The following is a 22,660-nucleotide window of genomic DNA, read 5'->3' on the forward strand; positions in this document are numbered from 1 at the left end:
TTGGATATCAACACGATCCACTGTATTTTACTCTATCCTTTCCGTCGGCAACGTCAGATGTATATATGAGACAGCGCCCACCCCGCGCGAACGGCTCCAGCTCGCCGGTACCGCCCTGCGCCTGGGAGCCATCGGGCCCGAGCCCGCGCCACCCCTGGAGGAGGCCGACCTCGGGCGCATCGGCCGTCGGCACTCCCGGTCGAGGGACGCCGCCGCGATCGCCCACCACTACGACGTGGGCAACTATTTCTACGAGCTCGTGCTGGGGCCCTCGATGGTCTACTCCTGCGCGGTCTGGGCCACCCCCGACACCGGGCTGGAGGCCGCGCAGGAGGCCAAGCTCGACCTGGTCTGCCGCAAGCTGGGGCTGACTCCCGGTTCGCGACTGCTGGACGTCGGCTGCGGCTGGGGCTCGATGGCGATCCACGCGGCGCAGCGCTACGGCGCCACCGTCGTCGGCATCACGCTGTCCGAGGAGCAGGCCCAGCTGGCCCGCAAGCGGGTGGCAGAGGCCGGGCTGACCGACCGGATCGAGATTCGCGTCCAGGACTACCGCGCTGTCGAGGACGGCCCCTTCGACGCGATCAGCTCGATCGGCATGGCCGAGCACGTGGGCCGGGACCAGATGCCCGAGTACGCCCGCCGGCTGCACGACCTGCTCCGCCCGGGCGGGCGGCTGCTCAACCACGCCATCGCCTGGAATGCGGGCACCACGACGTGGAACCCCGACACCTTCATCGCCCGCTACGTCTTCCCCGACGGCGAGCTGCTCGGGCTGGGCGAGATGGTCGGCCTGCTAGAGGCCGGCGGGCAGCTGGAGGTGCTCGACGTCGAGGCGCTCCGGCAGCACTACGCCCTCACCCTGCGGGCCTGGGTGCGCCGACTGGAGGAGCACTGGGACGCCGCGGTGGCGGCGTCGAGCCAGGGACGCGCGCGGGTGTGGCGGCTCTACATGGCGGCGTGCGCGTTGGCGTTCGAGGCCGGGGACATGGGCGTCAACCAGGTCCTGCTCCGCCGGCCGGGCGGCGAGGAACCACCGCTGCGCCGTTCCGACTGGGTGTGACCCGGGTTCCGACCCCGACCCGGAAGGAGCGGTCGGCATCCGGCGTTACCGTGGTCAGTCCGGCGCGCTCGTCCGCGCCGTCATCCCCGAACGAAGGATTCCCCGCCTTGAGCGACGGCCCCCTGATCGTCCAGTCGGACAAGACCCTGCTCCTCGAGGTCGACCACCCGCTGGCCCGCGAGTGCCGCGCGGCGATCGCGCCGTTCGCCGAGCTGGAGCGGTCGCCCGAGCACGTGCACACCTACCGGGTCACGCCGCTCGCGCTCTGGAACGCCCGCGCCGCAGGTCACGACGCCGAGCAGGTCGTCGACGCCCTGGTCCGCTACTCGCGCTACCCGGTGCCGCACGCGCTGCTGGTCGACGTCGCCGACACCATGGACCGCTTCGGCCGCCTCACCCTGGCCAACAACCCGGTGCACGGGCTGGTGCTGACCAGCACCGACCGCGCGGTGCTGGAAGAGGTCATCCGGTCGAAGAAGGTGGCCCCGATGCTGGGCACCCGCATCGACGCGGACTCCATCGCCGTCCACCCCTCCGAGCGCGGCCGCCTCAAGCAGGCGCTGCTCAAGGTCGGTTGGCCCGCGGAGGACCTCGCCGGCTACGTGGACGGGCAGGCGCACCCGATCTTCCTGGAGCAGGAGAACTGGCAGCTGCGCGACTACCAGCAGGAGGCCGTGGACGGCTTCTGGGCCGGTGGCTCGGGCGTCGTCGTCCTCCCCTGTGGCGCGGGCAAGACGCTGGTCGGCGCCGCGGCCATGGCCGAGGCCAAGGCGACCACACTGATCCTGGTGACCAACACCGTCTCGGGCCGGCAGTGGAAGCGCGAGCTCATCGCGCGCACCACGCTGACCGAGGAGGAGATCGGCGAGTACTCCGGGGAGCGCAAGGAGATCCGGCCGGTCACCATCGCGACCTACCAGGTGATCACCACCCGCCGGAAGGGTGAGTACCGGCACCTCGACCTGTTCGACGCGCAGGACTGGGGCCTGATCGTCTACGACGAGGTGCACCTGCTGCCGGCGCCGATCTTCCGGCTGACCGCCGACCTGCAGTCCCGCCGCCGGCTGGGCCTCACCGCCACGCTGGTGCGCGAGGACGGGCGCGAGGACGACGTCTTCTCCCTCATCGGGCCGAAGCGCTACGACGCGCCGTGGAAGGACATCGAGGCGCAGGGCTACATCGCTCCGGCCGAGTGCGTCGAGGTGCGGGTGGCGCTCGACGACGAGGAGCGGATGACCTATGCCGTCGCCGAGCCCGAGGAGCGGTACCGGATCGCGGCCACCGCGCAGTCGAAGCTGCCGGTGATCCGGCGGGTGCTGGAGCGGCACCCCGAGGAGCAGAAGCTGGTCATCGGCGCCTACCTCGACCAGCTCGAGGCGCTGGGCGAGGCGCTCGACGCCCCGGTGATCCAGGGGTCGACGACGAACAAGGAGCGCGAGCGGCTGTTCGACGCGTTCCGCACCGGCGAGATCAAGACCCTCGTCGTCTCCAAGGTCGCGAACTTCTCCATCGACCTGCCCGAGGCCGCGGTCGCGGTGCAGGTGTCGGGGACGTTCGGGTCGCGCCAGGAGGAGGCGCAGCGGCTCGGCCGGGTGCTCCGCCCCAAGGCCGACGGCCGGCAGGCGCACTTCTACACGGTGGTCAGCCGCGACACCCTCGACAGCGAGTACGCCGCGCACCGTCAGCGCTTCCTGGCCGAGCAGGGCTACGCGTACACCATCGTCGACGCCGCCGACCTGGCCGGCCCGGGCGAGGTCAACGGCCCCGACTGGGTGGACGAGCCCGCCGACTGAGGGCCCTGCGTGTGCACTGATGCGCAGGTCCGGCACCCGGAACTGCGCATCAGTGCACGCCGTCAGCTACCCCACCGGGATTGCCGTGACCGGAGGGAGTGACGTGACGGTTCCTCACGGCATGAGGATCCCCACAGCCACCACCCCTTGACCGCGCGTTTCCGCAGGTCAGAGCCGCGCGGGCCGGCCCTATACGTGGTCGCCACCAGGGCGCGCGGCAGGGGACCGGTTGGGCGTGTTGCCCCCCGGCCAGTGAAGATGGACCCCGTCATGGGGAGTGCATTGCGAGCGGAAGCCTTGAGCCCGCAGACCACCAGCCGTCCGCTTCGCGCATGGCAGCAGGCCGCGCTCGCGCAGTACGAGGAGCAGTCCCCCAAGGACTTCCTGGTCACCGCTACGCCCGGCGCCGGCAAGACGACCTTCGCGCTGTCGCTGGCCGCCCGGCTGCTGGCCCGCCGCGAGGTCGCCCGCGTCGTCGTCGTCGCCCCCACCGACCACCTGCGCCTGCAGTGGGCCGAGGCCGCCGACGCGATGGGCATCGTCCTCGACCCGAACCTGACCAACGCCGTCGGACCGGTCCGCGCCGGCACCCAGGGCTACGTGACCACCTACGCCCAGGTCGCCGGCAAGCCGATGCTGCACGCCGCCCGCTCCACCGCCGTCAAGTCGCTGGTGATCCTCGACGAGGTCCACCACGCCGGCGACGGCCTCTCCTGGGGCGAGGCGGTCGAGGAGGCCTACGGCATGGCGGCGCGCCGGCTCTGCCTGACCGGGACGCCGTTCCGCACCAAGCCCGACGAGCGCATCCCCTTCGTCCGCTACGAGGAGGACACCTTCGAGGGCGAGGCCGGCGGTCTGGTCAGCCGCGCCGACTACACCTACGGCTACAAGGAGGCGCTGGCCGACAACGTCGTCCGCCCCGTCGTCTTCGCCGCCTACACCGGCACCTCGCGCTGGCGGAACTCCGCCGGCGAGGTGGTCGCCGCCTCGCTGAGCGAGGCCGGCACCAAGTCGGTGGAGATGCAGGCCTGGCGAACCGCGCTGGACCCCAAGGGCCAGTGGGTGCCGCACGTGATCGCCGCGATGGACGACCGGATCACCCACCTGCGCGAGGAGGGCGGCATGCCCGACGCCGCCGGCCTGATCCTCGCCAGCGACCAGGACGACGCCCGCGCCTACGCCAAGATCGTCCGCCGGGTGACCGGCAAGGCCGCCGAGCTGATCCTCTCCGACGACCCCAAGGCCTCGAAGAAGATCGAGCGCTTCGCCACCGGGTCGGCCCGGATCGCCGTCTGCGTTCGCATGATCTCCGAGGGCGTCGACGTCCCCCGCGCCGCCGTCCTCGCCTGGATGACCTCCTACCGGACGCCGCTGTTCTTCGCCCAGGCCGTCGGCCGCGTCGTCCGCTCCCGGGCGTCGCACGAGTCGGCGACGGTGTTCCTCCCCGCCGTCCGCCCGCTGCTGTCGCTGGCCGCCTCCATGGAGGAGCAGCGCAACCACGTCATGCCGCCGCCGAAGAGCCAGCCCGACGAGGAGCTCGAGGCGCTCGACCTGCCGCCGCGTGAGCCGCGCGAGGGCGAGATGAAGCAGTGGGAGGCCCTCGAGGCCGACGCCCGCTTCGCGCACGTGCTGCACAGCGGGACGGCGCACACCGGCGAGGGTTCCGGCCCGACGGTGGTCGTCGGCGAGGAGGAGGAGGAGTTCCTGGGCATCCCCGGGCTGCTCACTCCCGCGCAGACGGCGGAGCTGCTGGCCAAGCGGGACGACGAGCTGCGGGTACGGATCGCGCAGAGCCACCGCGACCACGCGGAGGACTTCATGGTCGTCGAGGACCACCCCGACGAGGACGACGCCGGCCGCTCGTGGCGCGATGCCGCGGAGCTGCGCCGGGAGATCAACCGGCTGGTCAACCGCGTCGCGGCGCGGACGTCGCAGCCCCAGGCCGTGGTGCACACCCAGCTGCGCCAGTCGGTGCCCGGACCGCCGTCGGCCTCGGCCTCGGTCGACGTCCTCCGCGCCCGTCGGGAGCGCCTCCGCACGATGCTCTGAGGCGGGAGGCGTGTGCGAACGCCGCGAGGTCCCGCGGCGGGCATCGGGCGACCGGGCACTCCCGGGTCCCCTCGCCACCCCGAGGGGTCCCAGCCCGCACCCTTTCGAGGGACACCGCGCCCCTGGGCCGGTTCTTCCCGCGCCGGCCGGGGCACGGGTCGGCCCGTGGCGAGCGCCGCCGGCCCGGCCTGCCCGGGACGTGAAGAAGGGAGTTCGCAATGCGGCTCGGACGTCCATGGTCCTGCTCGCCCTGGGCGCCGTCCTGACCTTCGCACTGCGCGTCGACGTCAGCGGCGTCGACCTCCAGGTGGTCGGCTGGATCCTCATGATCGCCGGCGCCCTGGGCATCGTCCTGGAGCTGGCCGTCTGGGGCCCGCGTCAGCGGCGGGTCACCCACACCGACGACTACGGCGCCCACGCCGGTGCCCCGGTGCGCCGGAGCACCACGGAAGAGAGCTACTGATCGACGCGCTCGGGGCGCGGCGGGCCTGCCCGCCGCGCCTCAGCGCAGCTCGGTGCCCTTTGTCTCCTTGAGCGTGAGGATGACGGCGAACGCGACGGCCGCGGCCACCGCGACGTACCAGAAGAACCACAGCGGGTGCCCGGCGTCCGACAGCGCGGTGATGACCAGCGGCGCCGTCCCTCCGAAGACCGCGACCGTGAGGTTGTACCAGGCACCGATGCCGGTGGCGCGCAGCTCCGTGGGGAACAGCTCGCTCATGATCGCGGGCGCGATGGAGGCCATCAGGGCGTAGAGCCCCAGCCCCACGCAGAAGACGACGATCAGCGAAGCCAGGTTGTCCTGCACGAGGAAGGACAACGGAACGATGAGCACCGCCATGGCCCCGGACCAGATGAGCAGCTGGGGCTTGCGCCCGATGGAGTCCGACAGCTTGCCGAACGGGTAGCAGAGCGCGACGAACAGCGCCGTCCCGATCGACAGGGCGATGAAGACGTCGGTCTTGTCGGCGTCCCGGAAGCTGATCGCGAACGGCGTCAGCGCGCTGAAGAACGTGTAGTACGACAGCGTCGACAGCAGGGTGAACGCGCACAGCTGGACGACGGCCCTCGGGTGGTGCTTGATCGTCTGCAGCAGCGGGTTCTTGGTCGCGCGGGCCTTCTCCGCGTTCTCCTCGAACTGCTCGGTCTCCACCAGCGACCGCCGCAGCCACATGCCGACCAGGCCGAGCACGCCACCGACGAAGAACGCGATCCGCCACCCATAGGCCTCGAGCTGGTCCTGGGTCAGCACGGTGGTCAGCAGCACGCCGAGCAGCGAGGCGGCCAGCAGCGCCGAACCCGTGGAGACGTAGAAGAACGACGAGTACCGGCCGCGGTGGGCGGGCGGGGCGATCTCGCCCAGGTAGGCCGAGGCGTTGGACACCTCACCGCCGAGCGACATGCCCTGCGCGACGCGGGCCAGCAGCAGCAGGACCGGGGCCAGCCAGCCGACCTGCTCGTAGGTCGGCAGCACCGCGATCACCATCGACCCGCCGGCCATCAGCAGGATGGTCAGCAGCATGCCGGCCTTGCGGCCCTTGAGGTCGGCGAACCGGCCCAGCAGCAGTCCGCCGAGCGGGCGGAAGAAGAAGGCCAGGGCGTAGGTGGACGTCGCCCCGATCAGCGCGAGCGCCTCGTTCTCCGAGGGGAAGAACTGGCCGGCGAAGAAGACGACGAACGTGGCGTAGACCGTCCAGTCGAACCACTCGACCGCGTTGCCGATGCTGGCCGAGACCAGGGTCTTGACCGGGAGTTTGTGCTTCTCCGCCGTCGGCTCCTGTCGTACCGCGCCCGCCATGGTGCCCCCTCGGTAGAGCGGTCGAGACCGGGCTCACGCTAGATCGGTCGGCCCTGCCCGGCACCTCGGCGGACGCGCGAGAGCCCCGGCCGGGGAGGGGCGGACGCACGAGAGCCCCCGCCCGGGAGGGGCGGGGGCTCACCGGAAGTGAGGTCCGGACCGGATGACGGCCGCCTCGCGGCGGAGAGCACAACACGGCTCCAGGCCCCCGACCGAGGTCGGGGCGGTAGTCCGTGAAGGCGATAACCAAATGGCACCCGGGGGCACGATGCACCCGGCCCGGACAGCAGCCACAGTACGCCCCGAACCGGCACGTGTCGTCACGCCGAGTGGGCCCGGAGGGTCCGCGCAGGCGTGACTCAGCGGCTCCGCCTGAGCCGGGACGGCACCTGGCCGCGGTGCGCTCCGGAGGACCGCAATGTCACCGCGGGCGGTCCGGAGGACCGCGGACTCAATTGAGCCCACGCTCGTCCTGTTTGAGGGCGATGTCCACGGTGAGCGCGGAGGCGATCACCATGCTCGCCAGCGGTTCGGGCAGCCGGTAGTGCACCAGGACGACGTAGCGGTCGGCCGTGGTGAACAGGCTGCGCGCCAGGCCCTCCCACTTCTTCGTGATCCGGGCGACCTCAATGCCGGCCGCATCCACGACGGCGAAGTCCCAGGCCCGCCAGTTCTCGGCCTGGATGCTGCCGACCACCCGGTCGTCGGCGATCAGGTCGAAGCGGATCCGGCCGAACACGTTGGCCTGCACGATCTCGCCCAGCGGCAGCCCGTCGGGGCGCTGCACGATGATCCGGGACTTCACGAACTTGGCCGGGCGGGTCAGCACGAGCACCGGCCCGCGGGCGTCCCGCACCTCGAGGTGGTGGGTGAGGAACTGGTCGAGGCTGGAGAGCAGCCGCACGACCTTCTTTCCCGCCGACTGACCCACCTGGACGACGGCGCCGATCTGCTGGCCCTGGCCGTCGTACACCGCGTACTCGTTGGTGAGCTCGATGAGCTTGGTCTTCTGCGAGACGACGAGCACCGGCTGGTCGTAGAGGGACGGCCCGCCGGCCACCTGCTGCGCCGGCGCCGGGGGCGCGGGCGGCTGCTGGAGGTGCTCGGTCCAGCCCTGGCCGTCCCACCAGCGAGCGGCCGGGCTCCCGGCGGGATCGGGGTACCAGCCGGGCGGCGGGGGTCGGCTCACGGCCGCCAAGCTAACGCCCGCCGCCGTCCGGCCCGGTCGGCGACGCGTGCCAGACTCCGGCGCATGGCCGACCTCACCGCCATGGAGGCGCGGGTGCTGTCCGCCGTCGACGAGCGGTGGGCGGTGGAGCGGCTCTGCGAGCTCGTCGCGGTCCCGTCGGTCGGGGGCACCGCCGCCGAGAGCGAGGCGCAGCACCTGGTCGCCGACCGCCTGGAGGAGCTCGGCTGCGCGGTCGACCGCTGGCAGATCGACCTGGCCGAGGCGGCCGCCGCCGCCGATGCGCCCGGCCAGGAGGTCGACCGCACCGAGGCGTGGGGCGTCGCGGGCACGGTGGGCGGGACCGGCACGCCCGCACTCGTGCTGTCCGGGCACACCGACGTCGTCCCGCCCGGCGATCCGACGCTCTGGGACGGCGACCCGTTCGTGCCGCGGATCTCCGACGGCGCGGTGCACGGCCGCGGCGCGTGCGACATGAAGGCCGGTGTCGTCGCCTCTCTGGCGGCCGTGCACGCCCTGGCGACGGCGGGGGTGCGCCTGGTCCGGCCGCTGGCGGTGCACGCGGTCGTCGGCGAGGAGGACGGCGGGCTCGGGGCGTGGGCGACCCTCCGCCGGGGGCACACCGGCGAGCTCTGCGTCATCCCGGAGCCCACGGCCCAGGCCGTCATGACCGCGCACGCCGGGGCGCTCACCTTCCGCCTGGAGGTGGGTGGTCAGGCCGCCCATGCCGCGCTGCGCCACCGCGGGGTGAGCGCGATCGAGCTGTTCGAGCACCTGCACGCCGGACTGCGCGAGCTGGAGGCCGAACGGCAGCGCGACGCCGATCCGCGCTTCGGCGACGCCCCCTTCCCCTACGGCCTGTCCATCGGCCGGCTGCAGGCCGGCGACTGGGCCAGCTCGGTGCCCGACCGGCTGGTCGCCGAGGGGCGCTACGGCGTGCGGCTCGGCGAACCGGTCGGGACCGCGCGCGCGGTGCTGGAGACCCGGCTGGCCGAGCTGTGCGCCGCCCATCCCTGGCTGGCCGACCACCCGGCCCGCCTGACCTGGACCGGCGGCGCCTTCGCCAGTGGGCAGCTGTCACCCGGGCACCCGCTGCTGCCCGCGGTGCGCCGCGCGGTGGTCGACGCCGGCGGCCCGCCTCCCGAGGAGCGGGCCCTGACCGCGGGCACGGACCTGCGGCAGTACGCGGCCGCCGGCATCCCGACCCTGCACTACGGCCCCGGTGACCTGGAGCTGGCGCACGGGCCGCTGGAGCGGGTGCCCATCGACCAGCTGGTCACCGCCGCCCGCGCCTTCGCGCTGCTGGCGCTGCGCACCTGCGGCGTCCGGTGAGCACGCTGATCGGCTTCGACGCCTGGGCGGCGCTGGCCGGCGACACCCCCACCTCCCGCACCGAGTGGGCCGCTGTCCTCGCCGCCTGGAGCGAACCGCACCGCCGGTACCACGACCTGACGCACCTGGCCGCCGTCCTGGGCGTCGCCGCGCAGCTGGCCGCCGGCGTCCCCGACCGCGACGCCGTCCTGTTGGCCGCCTGGTACCACGACGTCGTCTACGACCCGCAGCGCGCGGACAACGAGGAGGTCAGCGCCGCCCGCGCCCGGGCCGGGCTGCGCGGTCTGGTGCCGGAGGCCCGGGTCGAGGAGGTCGCCCGGCTCGTGCTGCTCACCTCCTCGCACGACCCGGAACCCGGTGATCCCGCCGGCGAGGCCCTCTGCGACGCCGACCTCGCCGTGCTGGCCGGGCCTCCGGAGTCCTACGCCGTGTACGCCTCCGCCATCCGCGCCGAGTACGGGCACCTCTCCGACGATGTGTTCACGGCCGGGCGGATCGCCGTGCTCGAGCAGCTGCTGGCCCTCCCGCGGCTGTTCCGGCTGCCCGCCGTCGCCGACTGGGAGCCGCGGGCCCGCGCGAACCTGGCCGCCGAGCTGGCGCTGCTCAGGTCGCGTGCTTCTTCCGGCGCAGCCCCGCCGCCCGCAGACGGCTGAGCAGCTCACGCGCACCGACCGCCTGAGCGCCCGCCGTGACGGCGACGTCGTACAGGTCCTCGGGGATGTCGTAGTGGTCGCCCTGGAACGCCCGTCGCGGGATGCCGAGCTCCGCGTCGACGAAGGCGTGCAGCTCCTCGTAGGAGACATCGCTGACGAGGTGCGACCACCGGCGGCCGCGCCACGGCCAGACAGGACTGTCGATGAGCACGGCCACGCGTCGCAGTCTGCCCGCCCCGGATAGCGTCGTCGTCGTGAACAGGGAGATCCGCTGGGGAATCGTCGGGCCGGGCCGCATCGCCGAGAGCGTGATGCCCGACTTCGGCGTCGCGCCGGATGCCCGGCCGGTCGCCGTCGCGTCACGCTCGCAGGAGCGGGCCGACGCCTTCGCCGAGCGGCACCGGCTGGAGCGGGCCCATGGCTCCTACGCCGCGATCATCGAGGACCCGGACGTCGACGTCCTCTACCTCGCGACGCCGCACCCGCAGCACCACGCCCTGGCCATGGCCGCGCTGCGCGCCGGCAAGGCGCTGCTCGTGGAGAAGGCGTTCACCGCCACCACCGCCGGGGCGAGAGAGGTCGTCGACCTGGCGCGGGAGACGCAGACCTTCGTGATGGAGGCGATGTGGACCCGCTTCCAGCCGGCCGTCGTCACGCTGCGGGAGCTCGTCGCCGACGGCGCCATCGGCGAGGTGCGCTCGGTGCAGGCCGACCTGGGGGTGGCCCGCGAGTACGACCCCGCCGACCGGCTCTTCGCCCTCGAGCTGGGCGGCGGGGCGCTGCTGGACCTGGGCGTCTACGTCGTCTCCTTCGCGCAGATGCTGCTGGGCACCCCGGACCGCGTCGTCGCCACCGGATCGGTCTTCCCCTCGGGCGCGGACGCGGAGGCGGCCATCCTGCTCGGCTACGACGACGGCCGGAACGCCGCCCTCACGACGTCGCTGCGGTACGCGCTGCCCGGGACCGCCCGGGTGGTGGGGACGACGGGCTGGATCGACGTGCTCCCCCGCTTCCACCACCCGCAGACGATCGTCCTGCACCGCTCCGGGGCAGAGCCCGAGGAGATCACCCGCCCGCAGACCGGCGCCGGTTACGCGCACGAGCTGATCGAGGTGACCGAGTGCCTGCGCGCGGGGCGTACGGAGAGCGCGGTCATGCCGCTGGCCCACACCCTCGCGGTGCAGGACGTGCTGGGGCAGGCCGCCGACCAGCTGGGGGTGCAGCACACCGAGGCGGTCGACGTCCTCTGACCTCCGTGCGGGTGAATCCGCTTCAGCCGACGCCGCTTCATGCCGAAGACGAAAGGAGTAGCCGCACCCCGCGGCACGCGTTCGGAGGAGCACTCGTCCCATGGCACTTCTCGAGGGGCTGGCCGCCGTGGCCGCCAAGATCGCCGGTGCGAGCACCGTCGCCAAGGCCGCGGCCGGTCTGGGCATCGCCACCGCGTCCGTCACCGGGGCCGGTGCTGCTGGTGTGCTCCCCGACCCGGTGCAGGACACCGTTGCGAGCGCCGTCGAGACGGTGACGCCGTTCGACCTCCCGTCGTCCGAGGACGACGTCGCCTCCGGCGACGTGGTCGAGGTCGAGGTCGAGGAACCGGTGACCGACGCCCCCGAGGACTCCGGCGACGACGTTCCCGAGGACGAGCCAACAGGGGACGACGCGACCGAGGACTCCCCCGAGGACGACGGCACGGTGGACGAGGGCGGGCAGCACGGCCTGGAGAACGCCCTCCAGCACGCGAACGAGAACGCCCAGGCGACGCTGCAGGCGAACCTGGCCCGCCAGCAGCAGCGCGACGCGGACAAGGCCGCCCGCGAGGCCGCCCGGCAGCAGGAGAAGGCGGCCCGCGACGCCGAGGAGGCCGCACGGGACGCGGCCGAGGACGCCGCCGAGCAGGCACGGGACGCGGCCGAGGACGCCGCCGAGCAGGCCCGCGAGGCGGCCGAGGACGCGGCCGACGCTGCCGAGGACTCCGCGGAGCGTGCGGCCGGCCAGGGCGGTCACGGGCCCGGCAAGAAGAACTGACGGCTCAGGCGGGCTCGGCCCAGGCCAGCCCGGTCGCCTGGTCGGCCGTGGGCACCCGGGTCGGTGTCCCGCCCGCCCGGCGGACGCAGGCCGCGAAGCGCACCGCGTCGATCACCGCGGCGCACCCGGGGTCGTTGTTGAAGTAGACGAGCACGTCCTCGTCGCCGTACGTGGTGGCGAGGCGGTCGGCCCACAACTGCAGCGTCTCCGCGCGGTAGCCCCACTGCTCGAAGCCGTGGTGGAAGCGGAGGTAGCCCCAGTCCGTGGTGCGCCAGAGCGGGGCGACCGGCTGCTCCTCGCGGTCCGCCCAGCAGAGGGCGGCTCCGTAGCGCTCCAGCAGTGCCCGGATGTCGTCGGTCCACCACGACTCGTGCCGAGGCTCCACCGCCACGCGCGTCCCACCGGGGAACTGGGCCAGGCAGTCGCGCAGCAGGTCGGCGTCGGCCTTCAGCGTGGGCGGGAGCTGCAGGAGGATCGTGTCGAGCTTGGTCTCCAGCCCCTCCGCGCGTCCCATGAGGCGGGCGACGGGCTCCTCCGGTTCGCGCAGCCGCTTGATGTGGGTGAGGAAGCGACTGGCCTTGACCGCCCACCGGAAATCGTCGGGCGTGCGGTCCTTCCACTTCACGAACGTCTCGTGCTCGGGCAGCCGGTAGAAGGCGTTGTTGCTCTCCACCGTCGCGAAGTGCTGGACGTAGTGCTCCAGCCACAGTCGCTGCGGGAGCTTCTGCGGGTAGAAGGCGCCGCGCCAGTCGCGGTACTGCCAGCCCGAGGTCCCGATGATCACGGTCACCGGGTGGCCCTTCCCCCGACGACGGCGCCCCACACCGGGTTGAGCCGGTCGGGCGACACCCGACCCGCGTCACGGCAGGGCTCAGGAGTCCGACGAGCGGGCTGACCCTCGGGGAACGCCGACAGGGGCGGCCCGCCGAAGCGGACCGCCCCTGTCGGTGAGGGACCTGGAACGGCCCCTCCGCAGGGTCCCGGGCCGAGCGTGCGAGGTCCGGGGGGCGGAGGGGTCCTTCTAGAAGTCCATGCCGCCCATGCCACCCATGTCGCCGCCGCCGGCAGCGGCCGCGGAGGCCTTCTCCGGCTTGTCGGCGATGACGGCCTCGGTGGTGAGGAAGAGCGCCGCGATGGAGGCGGCGTTCTGCAGCGCCGAGCGGGTCACCTTGGCGGGGTCGATGATTCCGGCGGCGACCAGGTCCACGTACTCGCCGGTGGCGGCGTTGAGGCCGTGCCCGGTCTCGGAGTTGCGGACCTTCTCCGCCACGACGCCGCCCTCGAGGCCGGCGTTGATGGCGATCTGCTTCAGCGGCGCCTCGAGCGCGACGCGCACGATGTTGGCACCGGTCGCCTCGTCACCCTCGAGCTCGAGCTTCTCGAACGCGACGGCCGTGGCCTGCGCGAGAGCGACGCCACCACCGGCGACGATGCCCTCCTCGACGGCGGCCTTGGCGTTGCGCACGGCGTCCTCGATGCGGTGCTTGCGCTCCTTGAGCTCGACCTCGGTCGCGGCACCGGCCTTGATGACGGCGACGCCACCGGCGAGCTTGGCCAGACGCTCCTGGAGCTTCTCGCGGTCGTAGTCGGAGTCCGACTTCTCGATCTCGGCGCGGATCTGGTTGACGCGACCCTGGATCTGGTCGGCGTCACCGGCACCCTCGACGATCGTCGTCTCGTCCTTGGTGACGACGACCTTGCGGGCGCGGCCCAGCAGCTCGACGCCGGCGCTCTCGAGCTTGAGGCCGACCTCCTCGCTGATGACCTGACCACCGGTGAGGATGGCGATGTCGCCGAGCATGGCCTTGCGGCGGTCACCGAAGCCCGGGGCCTTGACGGCGACGGACTTGAAGGTGCCACGGATCTTGTTCACGACCAGGGTCGCGAGGGCCTCACCCTCGACGTCCTCGGCGATGATGGCCAGGGACTTGCCGCCCTGCATGACCTTCTCCAGCAGCGGGAGCAGGTCCTTGACCGAGCTGATCTTCGAGTTCACGACGAGCACGTACGGGTCGTCGAGGACGGCCTCCATGCGCTCGGCGTCGGTCACGAAGTAGGGCGAGATGTAGCCCTTGTCGAAGCGCATGCCCTCGGTGAGCTCGAGCTCGAGACCGAAGGTGTTGCTCTCCTCGACGGTGATGACACCTTCCTTGCCGACCTTGTCCATGGCCTCGGCGATGAGCTCACCGATGGCGGGGTCAGCGGCGGAGATCGAGGCAGTGGCGGCGATCTGCTCCTTGGTCTCGACGTCCTTGGCGGTCGAGAGCAGGTACTCGCTGACCGAGGCGACGGCCTTCTCGATGCCCTTCTTGAGGGCCATCGGGTTGGCGCCGGCGGCGACGTTGCGCAGACCCTCGCGAACGAGCGCCTGGGCGAGCACGGTGGCGGTGGTGGTGCCGTCACCCGCGACGTCGTCGGTCTTCTTCGCGACCTCCTTGACGAGCTCGGCCCCGATCTTCTCCCACGGGTCCTCGAGCTCGATCTCCTTGGCGATGCTCACGCCGTCGTTGGTGATCGTGGGGGCGCCCCACTTCTTCTCCAGGACGACGTTCCGGCCCTTGGGACCGAGGGTCACCTTGACGGCGTCGGCGAGGGTGTTCATGCCCCGCTCGAGGCCGCGGCGCGCCTCTTCCTCGAAGGCGATCATCTTGGCCATGTGGTGATGTCCTCCATGCATTGATCGCTGCACGGCCGGGTTGGTGCCCGCGACGGACGACACCGGGGAACGCGGACTCCCTTGCGTCCGCGCGCCAGTGCCTCACCGTTCCGACCTGATTGGCACTCGGGAGTCCCGAGTGCCAGAAACGAGTCTGGCACTCGACCCCGGCGAGTGCAAGAACGGGTCCCCCGACGAACGATCCGCCGGACGACGAAGGCCCGGCCCCCGAACGGGGACCGGGCCTTCGAGCGACTGCGATCAGGCGGCGGTGACGCCGTCCGCCTGGGGGCCCTTGGCACCCTGGACGACCTCGAAGTTGACCCGCTGGCCCTCTTCGAGGCTCTTGTACCCGTCCATCTGGATGGCCGAGTAGTGGACGAAGACGTCCTGGCCGCCGTCGACGGCGATGAAGCCGAAGCCCTTCTCGGCGTTGAACCACTTCACGGTGCCCTGTGCCACGTGTGCTCCCACGTTCGTGCGTACGGACGGTCCCGCTGGGTCGGGGACCGGGCCTAGCTCTTCCGCCCGTCGATCACGAACATGGAACTGGAACCGCGCGAGAACGTACAACAGGAAAGCGCTGGTGGCGGCCCTCCTGCGCCGGACCGTTACCGGAACGGGCGACGTGTCGCGTCGCGGGCTCTCAGCCGATGAGGCCGGCGGCCCGCGCGGACTTCAGCGACGGCTCGACCCGGTGCGTGGGACCGACCACCGGCTCCAGCGGGTCGAGGGTCTTGAGGCCCTCGCCGGTGTTCAGGACGACGGTCTCCTTCGCCGGGTCCAGCTGCCCGCCCTCGACCAGCCTGCGCAGGACGGCGACGGTGACGCCACCGGCGGTCTCGGCGAAGACGCCCGTGGTGCGGGCCAGGTCGCGGATGCCCTGCACGATCTCGTCGTCACCGACGCGGGCGACCGCTCCCCCGGTGCGCCGGATGGCGTCCAGCGCGTAGGGCCCGTCGGCGGGGTTGCCGATGTTGAGCGACTTGGCGATCCCGGTGGGCTTGACCGGCTTGACGACGTCCCAGCCGTTGTCGAACGCGGTGGCGATCGGGTCGCAGCCGGCCGACTGGGCGCCGAAGATCGTCCACTCGGTGGCCTCGACGATGCCGGCCGCCCGCAGCTCGCGGAACGCCTTGTCCACCTTGGTCAGCAGGGAGCCCGACGCCATCGGGATGACGACCTGGGCCGGGATGCGCCAGCCGAGCTGCTCGGCGATCTCGTAGCCCATCGTCTTCGAACCCTCGGCGTAGTACGGCCGCACGTTCTGGTTGACGAAGGCGGTGTCCTCGAACTCGTCGGTCTCGGCGAGCTCGCTGGTCAGCCGGTTGACGTCGTCGTAGGAGCCGTCGACGGCCACGAGCGTCTGGCCGTAGACGGCCGACTGCACGACCTTGCCCGGCTCGAGGTCGCTCGGGATGAAGACGTAGGAGGGCAGTCCGACACGGGCGGCGTGCGCGGCCACCGAGTTGGCCAGGTTGCCGGTGGAGGCGGCGGCGATCTTCTTGTAGCCCAGGCCCTTGGCGGCGGTGGCCGCGAGGCTGACCACGCGGTCCTTGAACGAGTGCGTCGGATTCGCCGAGTCGTCCTTGACCCACAGCCCGCCGGTGAGCCCGAGCTCCCCGGCCAGCCGGTCGGCACGCACCAGCGGGGTCATCCCGGGGTCCAGCGAGACGCGGGACGCGGGGTCCTGCCCGACCGGGAGCAGCGCGACGTAGCGCCAGATGTTCTGCGGGCCGGCCTCGATCTGCTCGCGGGTCACGGCCTTCATGACCTCGGGGTCGTAGTCGACCTCCAGGGGACCGAAGCACTCGGCGCAGGCGTGCTCAGCGATCAGGCCGAAGGTGGCGCCGCAGTTGCGACAGACCAGGCCGCGCGCCGGGCACGGCGGAACGGGGCCGCCGGCGCTGGAGTCGGCCTGGACGGATCCGGGAGCGGTCAGAGTCATGCGACGACTACCTCCTCATCTTCCCCGCATCGGGCCGTCGAGCCGCGCGGGACGGAATTGGCACCTCCCGCTGCGCGAGCGCAGTCGGCGGTTGCCGGGGCTTCATCGGGCCGTGTCCCTCTGCCCCTCTGGATGAGTGAACAGCGTGCACTGTACCCAGTGCACGACGACGGGCGGCGGCCGGACAGGATGACCTGGTGAGCGTGCGCGTCGTCTACACCGATCTCGACGGGACGATGGTGGGGCCACGGGGCTCCTTCTGGCACACGGCGGGGCGTGAGCTGACCGACGGGCCGGCTGCCGCCCTGCTGGACCTGCACCGCGCCGGCGTCGCACTGGTGCTGGTCAGCGGCCGCACCTACGAGCAGGTCGTAGAGGCCGCGCGCATCTTCGCCGCCGACGGCGCCATCGCCGAGCTGGGCGCCACGATCGGCTGGGGCTCCGGACGCACTCCGCACCGGCTGCGCGGCGAGCTGCCCGAGCGCTACGGCGACCGCACGCCCATGGACGTGATGGCCGAGCTCGGCGTCGTCGAGGAGCTGATCGCCGCCCACGCCGGCCGGCTCGAGTGGCACGCGCCCTGGCACACCACCCACGACTCCGACGCCCTGCTCCGCGGCCGGGTGGACTCGCTCGGCGTCGACGCCTGGCTGGCCGAGCAGGGTGCGGGTTGGCTGACGCTCAAGGACAACGGGGCGATCCCCGCGTCGTCCCGGTTCGGTCTGCACGACGACCCCGCGCCGCCGCGGGTGTACCACCTGATGCCGCGCGGCATCTCCAAGGGCGCCGCCATCGCGTGGGACCTCGAGCGGCGCGGCCTGTCCCCCGACGACGCGATCGCGATCGGCGACAGCGTCAGCGATCTGGACATGGCACCCGCGGTGGGCCGGCTGTGGATCACCGCCAACGGGGCCGGCGTCGACGGCATGACCGGGCTCGTGGCGGCGATCCCGAACGTCGCCGTCACCGACGGCCCGATGGGCGAGGGCTGGGCCCAGGCGGTCCGCGCCAACCTGTAGGAACTTCCGGTACCGGAAGTCCTTACCGGGGCCTCCGTCAGCTGGTGACGTCGCGGCGGGCGAAGTGCCGGAAGCCCAGCGCGGTGAAGATCGCGACGTAGACCAGCGACTGGATCACGCCGCGGAACATGTCGCCGGAGTCGATCGGCGTCTGCAGCAGGTCGGTCCAGGCGAACTCCTCCGCCGTCGGGAACCAGTCCCGGATCGAGCCCAGCTGCTCCACCTGGTCGAGGATCGCGAAGACGACCATGGTGAAGACCGCACCACCGACGGCGGCCAGCGGCGCGTCGGTGATGGTGGAGAACCAGAACGCCAGCGCGCCGACGACGAGCAGGTGCACGGCGAGGTAGCCGAGCATGCCGGCCAGCCGCAGCATGCCGTCGCCCTGGTCCAGGGTGATCCCGACCGGCGTCCGGATGTCGTCGAACCCGAACGCGAGACCGCCGGCGACCACGGCCACCGCGGCCAGCGTCAGCAGCGCCGCGACCGACTGCGCCAGGGCGGCGAACCACTTCTGGCGGAGCAGGCGCATCCGCGGCACCGGCGTGGCCAGGGCGTAGCGCAGCGAGCCCCACTGGGCCTCGGTGGCCACCGTGTCGCCGAAGAACAGCGAGTAGACGACGACGAGGAAGAACCCGGTGGTCGCGAACAGCACGAACAGGGTGAAGTTCAGCCCGCTGGAGGTGGCGACGTCGACCAGGTTGATGCGGCTGTTCTCCGCAGCCTCCTCGCTCGCGCCCAGCTTCAGCGCGCCGATGAGGACCAGCGGCAGGGCGGCCATGAGGGCGAAGACGCCGAGGGTGCGGCGGCGCTTGAACTGCCGGCGCAGCTCCACCGACAGCCGCAGCGTCCGCTCCGGCCGGTACCCGGCGACCGCTCCGGTCGGCTGCACGTGGTCGCTGACGGTCATGACTCCCCCACCAGCGCGAGGAACGCGTCCTCGAGCCGTCGTCGTGGCGTGAACTGGTCGACGGCGATGCCCGCGGCGACCAGCGCCTGCAGCGCGTCGGACCGGCGTGCGCCGTCCAGCTCCGCGACCAGCCCCTCGTCGGTGCGGGCGGCGGTCACCCCGGGCACCGCGCCGAGCACGGCGATGGCCCGGTCGGTGTCGGCGCCGTCGGCCAGACCGACGAGCACCGATCCTCCGGTGCCGACGATCTCCTCCACGGTGCCCTGCGCGATCTTCGCACCCCTGGCCATGACGACGACGTGGCTGCAGGTCTGCTCGATCTCGCTGAGCAGGTGGCTGGAGACGATGACCGTGCGACCGGTGGCAGCGTAGTCGCGCAGCACCTCACGCATGGCGTGGATCTGCGGCGGATCCAGACCGTTGGTCGGCTCGTCGAGCACCAGCAGGTCGGGCAGCCCCAGCATCGCCTGGGCGATGGCGACGCGCTGGCGCATGCCCTGGCTGTAGCGGCGCACCGGCCGGTCGATCGCCGAGCCGAGCCCGGCGACCGCGATCGCCTCCTCCATGTGCGCGTCCTCCGCCGGGCGACCGGTGGCGGCCCAGTAGAGGGTGAGGTTGTCGCGGCCGGAGAGGTGCGGCTGCAGCCCGGTGCCCTCGACGAAGGAACCCAGTCGAGACAGCACCGGGGCGCCCGGACCCGCGGCGTGCCCGAAGATGCTGATCCGCCCCTCGGTCGGGCGGATGAGGCCCATGAGCATGCGCAGCGACGTCGTCTTGCCGGCGCCGTTGGGGCCCAGCAGCCCGAGCACCTGGCCCGTGCGGACCTCGAAGGACAGGTCCCGCACGGCGACGAAGCCGTCCTTGTAGGCCTTGGTCACGCCCTCGAACCGCAGCGGCACGTCCTCGCCGTCGGGGTCGGCGGCCGAGAGCTGACGACGTCGTCGGCTTCCCCACCACTTCGCGGCCAGCCAGCCGAGCAGCCCCAGCCCCGCGAGCACGCCGAGCAGCACCCACCAGCGCGCCGAACCGCCGGTCCCCTCGGACTTCCCGCCCACCTCGGGGACGGCGAGGTCGGCACCGTCGGCCGAGGCGAGCCCGACCGAGTAGGCGCCGGCCGCGGTCGGCAGCGCGAAGGCCTGGTCGGTGGAGGACACGAGGACCCGCATGGTGTGGCCGGTCTCGAACCGGTGCACGATCGCGGGCAGGGTGACGCTGACCTGCGTGGGCTCCGCGGGGTCGGCGGAGATGCCGGTCAGCGCCAGCGGCGCGACCAGTCCGCTCGGCAGCGTCATGCTCCCGTCGGGGCCGACGTCGTAGAGCTTGGCGAACAGCGTTGCCGTGCCGCCTGGTGCCGCCACCTGCAGGTCGACCGTCGAGGCGCCGACGACCTCCACGGGAGCGTCCAGCGGCGCGCTGTCGAAGGCCGCGTACTGGCCCGGGATCTCCAGCGTGGTCCCGCCCAGCGCGGCCGTGAGCGCGCCCAGCCCGGGGACGGTCGTCAGCGCGGCGGGCGTCCCGCCGGCCGGGTTGACCACCGGCTGCAGCGGCCCCTCGACGCGCACCTGGCGACGGGTCGCGGGCTCCTCGCCGGCCAGTCCCGGGTACCGGTCGGCGACGACGGTGCGGCTCCCGCCCTGCACTCGGCCCAGGCCGCTGCCGATGCCGGTGGGTGCCGGGTACTCGAAGCCGGTGCCGGGGTCGGGGCCTCGGGCGGGGTCGTCAGCAGAGCGGAGGTACCAGTCGAACCAGCCGCCGACCTGCTCGCGCAGCGCCTCGGTCTGGTCCTCCGACGCCGAGGAGTCGTGGCCGCCCTCGTACCAGACCACCTTGACCGGGGTGCCGTTCGCGGCGATGCCGCGGGCGTTGGCGTCGGCCTGGCCGAGCCCGAAGAGCGAGTCCTGGGTGCCCTGGATCAGCAGCGTGGGCGCCTCGATGCGGTCGAGCACACCGGCCGGGCTGCTGCGATCGAGCACCGCGGCCACCTCGGGCGTGAGCGTGCCGGCCTCGGCGGCGGCCTGGTAGGCGGCACAGATGTCGGCCCGGAACCGGCCGCAGGTGAGCAGCTGCTCGACCGCCTCCGGGTTCTGCGCGGCGCGCTCCAGCAGCTCCGGCGGGATGGCGCCCATGGCCCGGCCGCCGGCCGGCGCCGAGGCGGCGCCGCCCGTGTCCGCGTCGCCGCCCGCGTCCCCGCCCTCGTCGTCGTCCCCCGCCGGGGCACCGAAGCCGCCGAGCAGACCGCCGGCCGGCGAGGACCCGATCCCGAAGAAGAGCCCGGCCCACAGCCGCTTGTAGACACCGGCGTCGACCGTCTGCGGGGTGGCGGCCACCGTGTCGGCGTCGGGAGTGCCGGTCTGCGAGGGGAAGAGCGCCGTGGTCAGCGAGTTCCAGGTGATCTGCGGCGCGATGGCGTCGACGCGGTCGTCGTAGGCCGCGCCCAGCAGCGCCAGCCCGCCGCCGTAGGAACCGCCGGCGACGCCCACGCGAGGGTCGCCGTCGGCGTCGAGCTGCACGTCGTCGCGCTCGGCCAGCAGGTCCAGCAGCGTGGAGAGGTCAGCGATCTCGTACCGGGGATCGTTCAGGCCGATCTGGCCGGTGCTCTCACCGAAGCCGCGGGCGGAGAAGGTGAGCACCACGTACCCGCGCTCGGCGAGCGCCGTGGCGTCGTCGGCGACCGAGCGCTTGCTGCCACCGAACCCGTGCGCCAGGACCACGGCTGGTGCCGGGTCCTCGGTGTCGGGCAGGTACAGCGTGGTGTCCAGCTCCACGGCGTCCGCCCCGGATCCGGAGGGGACGCGGGCGTCCTCGGTCCGGATCTCGGCAGCGGCCGCCGACGGCGCGAACGCGACGGTGGCGGAGGACAGGAGGACGGCGAGCAGGGCGGCGAGCGGAGCGCGTCCACCCGCACGCACGGGCCCGCGGAGGGAACGCACGAAGCGGCCAACGGCCGGGACGCCGCGCGGGTTCCGCGCGGCCCCGGTCGCAGGCGTCAGGGGGTCCAGTTACCGGTGGCGACGATGACCAGGCCCGGGGCCGGCACGTCGGTGACCTCGAAGAACCGGGCGGCGGGACCGGCCAGCTCGGGGAACTGGGCGACCAGCTCGGTCGCGGCCTGGCGCTGCGCCTCGTCGCCCTCGGTGTAGAAGACCGTGGTGGTGGCGACCGGGGTGCCCTCGTAGGCGCCGACGCCCGGGGACTCCCAGCCACCCGCGACGACGGCGGAGGAGATCTTGCCGGCCAGGCCGGTCACCTTGGTGGCGTTGAGGACGGTCACCGGGAGCTTGGCGCCCGTGGCGACCTCGGGCTCCAGGGAGATCGGCTCGTTGGCCAGCGGCGGGAGCTCGGCCGTGGGGATGGCGGGGACGGCGACGCTGGTCGGGGCGGCCGGCGCCTGCGCGCTGGCCTCCTTCGCGGGCGGCTTCGTGACGGTGTAGACGCCGAGGACGGCGAGCGCGACGACCGCCATGGCGACGAGGCTCTTGAGGATCAGACGGGGCTTGCGCTCCTCCTCGTCCTCGAAGATGACCTCGGGGGTGCCGTTCTTCTTGGCGGCGCGGCGGCGCGCGGAGTCCGCGGCCTGGCGCTCCGCACGGTAAGCGGCGCGACCGGCCTTCGCCGGGCCCCGGACGGCGGCGGGAGCCTCGTGGTCGTCGAGCTCGAGGTCGTCGTCGTACTCGTCCTCGTAGGCCTCGTCGTAGTCGACGTACTCCTCGACGTCGGCGGAGCGCTTCGCCCCGGTGTTCCGCTCGGGGATCGCGGTGGTCATCGGGGGGACCAGGGCCTGCGGCAGGTCCAGGTCGGTTCCCAGGTCGAACGCGGCCCGGGCGGAGCCGTCGGCGCGGGAGGGCTTCGTCCAGTCGCCGTAGGACGACGAGGGGGCGCCGGACGGGGTGGTCTGACGCGGCACGCGGGGAACGCGGGGGGCGGGACGCGGAGCGCGGCTGGGGCCCGTCGTGACCAGCGCCTCGTCCTCGACCCACGAGCCCGAGGGCGTCAACGAGGGCGCGGCGGCCTTGGCGGCGGAGTGCACCGGCTTGGCGAAGAGGGCGTCACCGGCCGACACCGGTGCCACGACGTCCGGGCGGGCCGGCGTCACCAGCTAGCACCAGTGCCCTTATACACATATGACGCTGCCGGCGAAGACGATATGGTGTGACACGGTGGAATCAAGCCAATTAAAAAGAAAACAAAATATAAAGACTTATAGTGAATCATATAGCATAAACAA

General features: G+C 72.6%; 19 protein-coding genes and 1 riboswitch. Of the genes, 9 read left to right on the forward strand and 10 right to left on the reverse strand.

Annotation, left to right across the window (positions count from 1 at the left end; translation table 11 throughout):
- The 4 genes from C5508_RS13675 to C5508_RS13690 form a co-directional block, all read left to right on the forward strand.
- A partial coding sequence (locus tag C5508_RS13675) for an SAM-dependent methyltransferase (RefSeq protein WP_104525519.1) occupies window positions 1–1,063 on the forward strand: 1,063 nt, incomplete at its 5' end.
- A 107-nt stretch (window positions 1,064–1,170) separates the two neighbouring features.
- Complete coding sequence (locus tag C5508_RS13680; protein WP_104525504.1) at window positions 1,171–2,856, forward strand: DNA repair helicase XPB; 1,686 nt, start codon at window positions 1,171–1,173, stop codon at window positions 2,854–2,856.
- A gap of 297 nt (window positions 2,857–3,153) precedes the next feature.
- Window positions 3,154–4,905, forward strand: coding sequence for a DEAD/DEAH box helicase (locus C5508_RS13685; protein ID WP_232797130.1), 1,752 nt, complete (start codon window positions 3,154–3,156; stop codon window positions 4,903–4,905).
- 235 nt (window positions 4,906–5,140) lie between these two features.
- The gene (locus C5508_RS13690) at window positions 5,141–5,368 is read left to right on the forward strand and encodes a DUF6458 family protein (RefSeq protein ID WP_104525505.1); all 228 of its coding nucleotides are present in this window, start codon (window positions 5,141–5,143) and stop codon (window positions 5,366–5,368) included.
- Window positions 5,369–5,407: 39 nt separating this feature from the next.
- Here C5508_RS13690 and C5508_RS13695 read toward each other — a convergent pair whose 3' ends face one another.
- Window positions 5,408–6,703: an MFS transporter gene (locus C5508_RS13695; RefSeq protein ID WP_104525506.1), complete on the reverse strand. Its 1,296-nt coding sequence runs from the start codon at window positions 6,701–6,703 to the stop codon at window positions 5,408–5,410.
- 451 nt (window positions 6,704–7,154) lie between these two features.
- Window positions 7,155–7,892, reverse strand: a complete 738-nt coding sequence (locus C5508_RS13700) for a phospholipid scramblase-related protein (protein ID WP_104525507.1) — start codon at window positions 7,890–7,892, stop codon at window positions 7,155–7,157.
- Window positions 7,893–7,955: 63 nt separating this feature from the next.
- Here C5508_RS13700 and C5508_RS13705 point away from each other — a divergent pair, with 63 nt between their 5' ends.
- Together C5508_RS13705 and C5508_RS13710 are read left to right on the forward strand one after the other, a co-directional pair.
- Window positions 7,956–9,221, forward strand: a complete 1,266-nt coding sequence (locus C5508_RS13705; protein WP_104525508.1) for an ArgE/DapE family deacylase — start codon at window positions 7,956–7,958, stop codon at window positions 9,219–9,221.
- Window positions 9,218–9,874, forward strand: coding sequence for an HD domain-containing protein (locus C5508_RS13710; protein WP_104525509.1), 657 nt, complete (start codon window positions 9,218–9,220; stop codon window positions 9,872–9,874). The genes C5508_RS13705 and C5508_RS13710 overlap by 4 nt, the downstream gene beginning before the upstream one ends.
- Here C5508_RS13710 and C5508_RS13715 read toward each other — a convergent pair.
- Window positions 9,825–10,091, reverse strand: coding sequence for a DUF4031 domain-containing protein (locus tag C5508_RS13715; protein WP_104525510.1), 267 nt, complete (start codon window positions 10,089–10,091; stop codon window positions 9,825–9,827). The genes C5508_RS13710 and C5508_RS13715 overlap by 50 nt on opposite strands.
- Window positions 10,092–10,128: 37 nt before the next feature.
- On the opposite strand from C5508_RS13715, the gene C5508_RS13720 reads away from it, so the two are divergent.
- The gene (locus tag C5508_RS13720; protein ID WP_104525511.1) at window positions 10,129–11,124 is read left to right on the forward strand and encodes a Gfo/Idh/MocA family protein; all 996 of its coding nucleotides are present in this window, start codon (window positions 10,129–10,131) and stop codon (window positions 11,122–11,124) included.
- A gap of 100 nt (window positions 11,125–11,224) precedes the next feature.
- On the forward strand, window positions 11,225–11,902 hold the full coding sequence (locus C5508_RS13725; protein ID WP_104525512.1) for a hypothetical protein: 678 nt from the start codon (window positions 11,225–11,227) through the stop codon (window positions 11,900–11,902).
- A 4-nt stretch (window positions 11,903–11,906) separates the two neighbouring features.
- On the opposite strand, the gene C5508_RS13730 is transcribed toward C5508_RS13725, so the two are convergent.
- The 4 genes from C5508_RS13730 to thrC form a co-directional block, all read right to left on the reverse strand.
- Entirely contained in the window at window positions 11,907–12,692 is a 786-nt protein-coding gene (locus tag C5508_RS13730) for a DUF72 domain-containing protein (protein ID WP_104525513.1), read from the reverse strand.
- Between the two features lie 231 nt (window positions 12,693–12,923).
- Window positions 12,924–14,558 (reverse strand): chaperonin GroEL, encoded by a 1,635-nt coding sequence (gene groL, locus C5508_RS13735; RefSeq protein ID WP_104525514.1) that lies wholly within the window; start codon window positions 14,556–14,558, stop codon window positions 12,924–12,926.
- 261 nt (window positions 14,559–14,819) lie between these two features.
- Entirely contained in the window at window positions 14,820–15,020 is a 201-nt protein-coding gene (locus tag C5508_RS13740; protein WP_029337676.1) for a cold-shock protein, read from the reverse strand.
- Between the two features lie 184 nt (window positions 15,021–15,204).
- The gene (gene thrC, locus C5508_RS13745; protein WP_198598078.1) at window positions 15,205–16,506 is read right to left on the reverse strand and encodes a threonine synthase; all 1,302 of its coding nucleotides are present in this window, start codon (window positions 16,504–16,506) and stop codon (window positions 15,205–15,207) included.
- 12 nt (window positions 16,507–16,518) lie between these two features.
- Window positions 16,519–16,645, reverse strand: a riboswitch (SAM riboswitch).
- 58 nt (window positions 16,646–16,703) lie between these two features.
- Here thrC and C5508_RS13750 point away from each other — a divergent pair.
- Complete coding sequence (locus C5508_RS13750) at window positions 16,704–17,525, forward strand: HAD family hydrolase (RefSeq protein WP_104525515.1); 822 nt, start codon at window positions 16,704–16,706, stop codon at window positions 17,523–17,525.
- 37 nt (window positions 17,526–17,562) lie between these two features.
- Here C5508_RS13750 and C5508_RS13755 read toward each other — a convergent pair whose 3' ends face one another.
- The 3 genes from C5508_RS13755 to C5508_RS13765 form a co-directional block, all read right to left on the reverse strand.
- A complete protein-coding gene (locus tag C5508_RS13755) occupies window positions 17,563–18,435 on the reverse strand; it encodes an ABC transporter permease (RefSeq protein ID WP_104525516.1) in 873 nt (290 codons plus the stop codon).
- On the reverse strand, window positions 18,432–21,344 hold the full coding sequence (locus tag C5508_RS13760) for an alpha/beta fold hydrolase (protein WP_232797131.1): 2,913 nt from the start codon (window positions 21,342–21,344) through the stop codon (window positions 18,432–18,434). Before C5508_RS13760 ends, C5508_RS13755 begins: the two co-directional genes overlap by 4 nt.
- Before the next feature lie 77 nt (window positions 21,345–21,421).
- Complete coding sequence (locus tag C5508_RS13765; protein WP_104525518.1) at window positions 21,422–22,528, reverse strand: LytR C-terminal domain-containing protein; 1,107 nt, start codon at window positions 22,526–22,528, stop codon at window positions 21,422–21,424.
- Window positions 22,529–22,660: the final 132 nt, after the last annotated feature.

The organism is Blastococcus atacamensis (assembly GCF_002938425.1).
In the GTDB taxonomy this organism is placed as follows: domain Bacteria; phylum Actinomycetota; class Actinomycetes; order Mycobacteriales; family Geodermatophilaceae; genus Blastococcus; species Blastococcus atacamensis.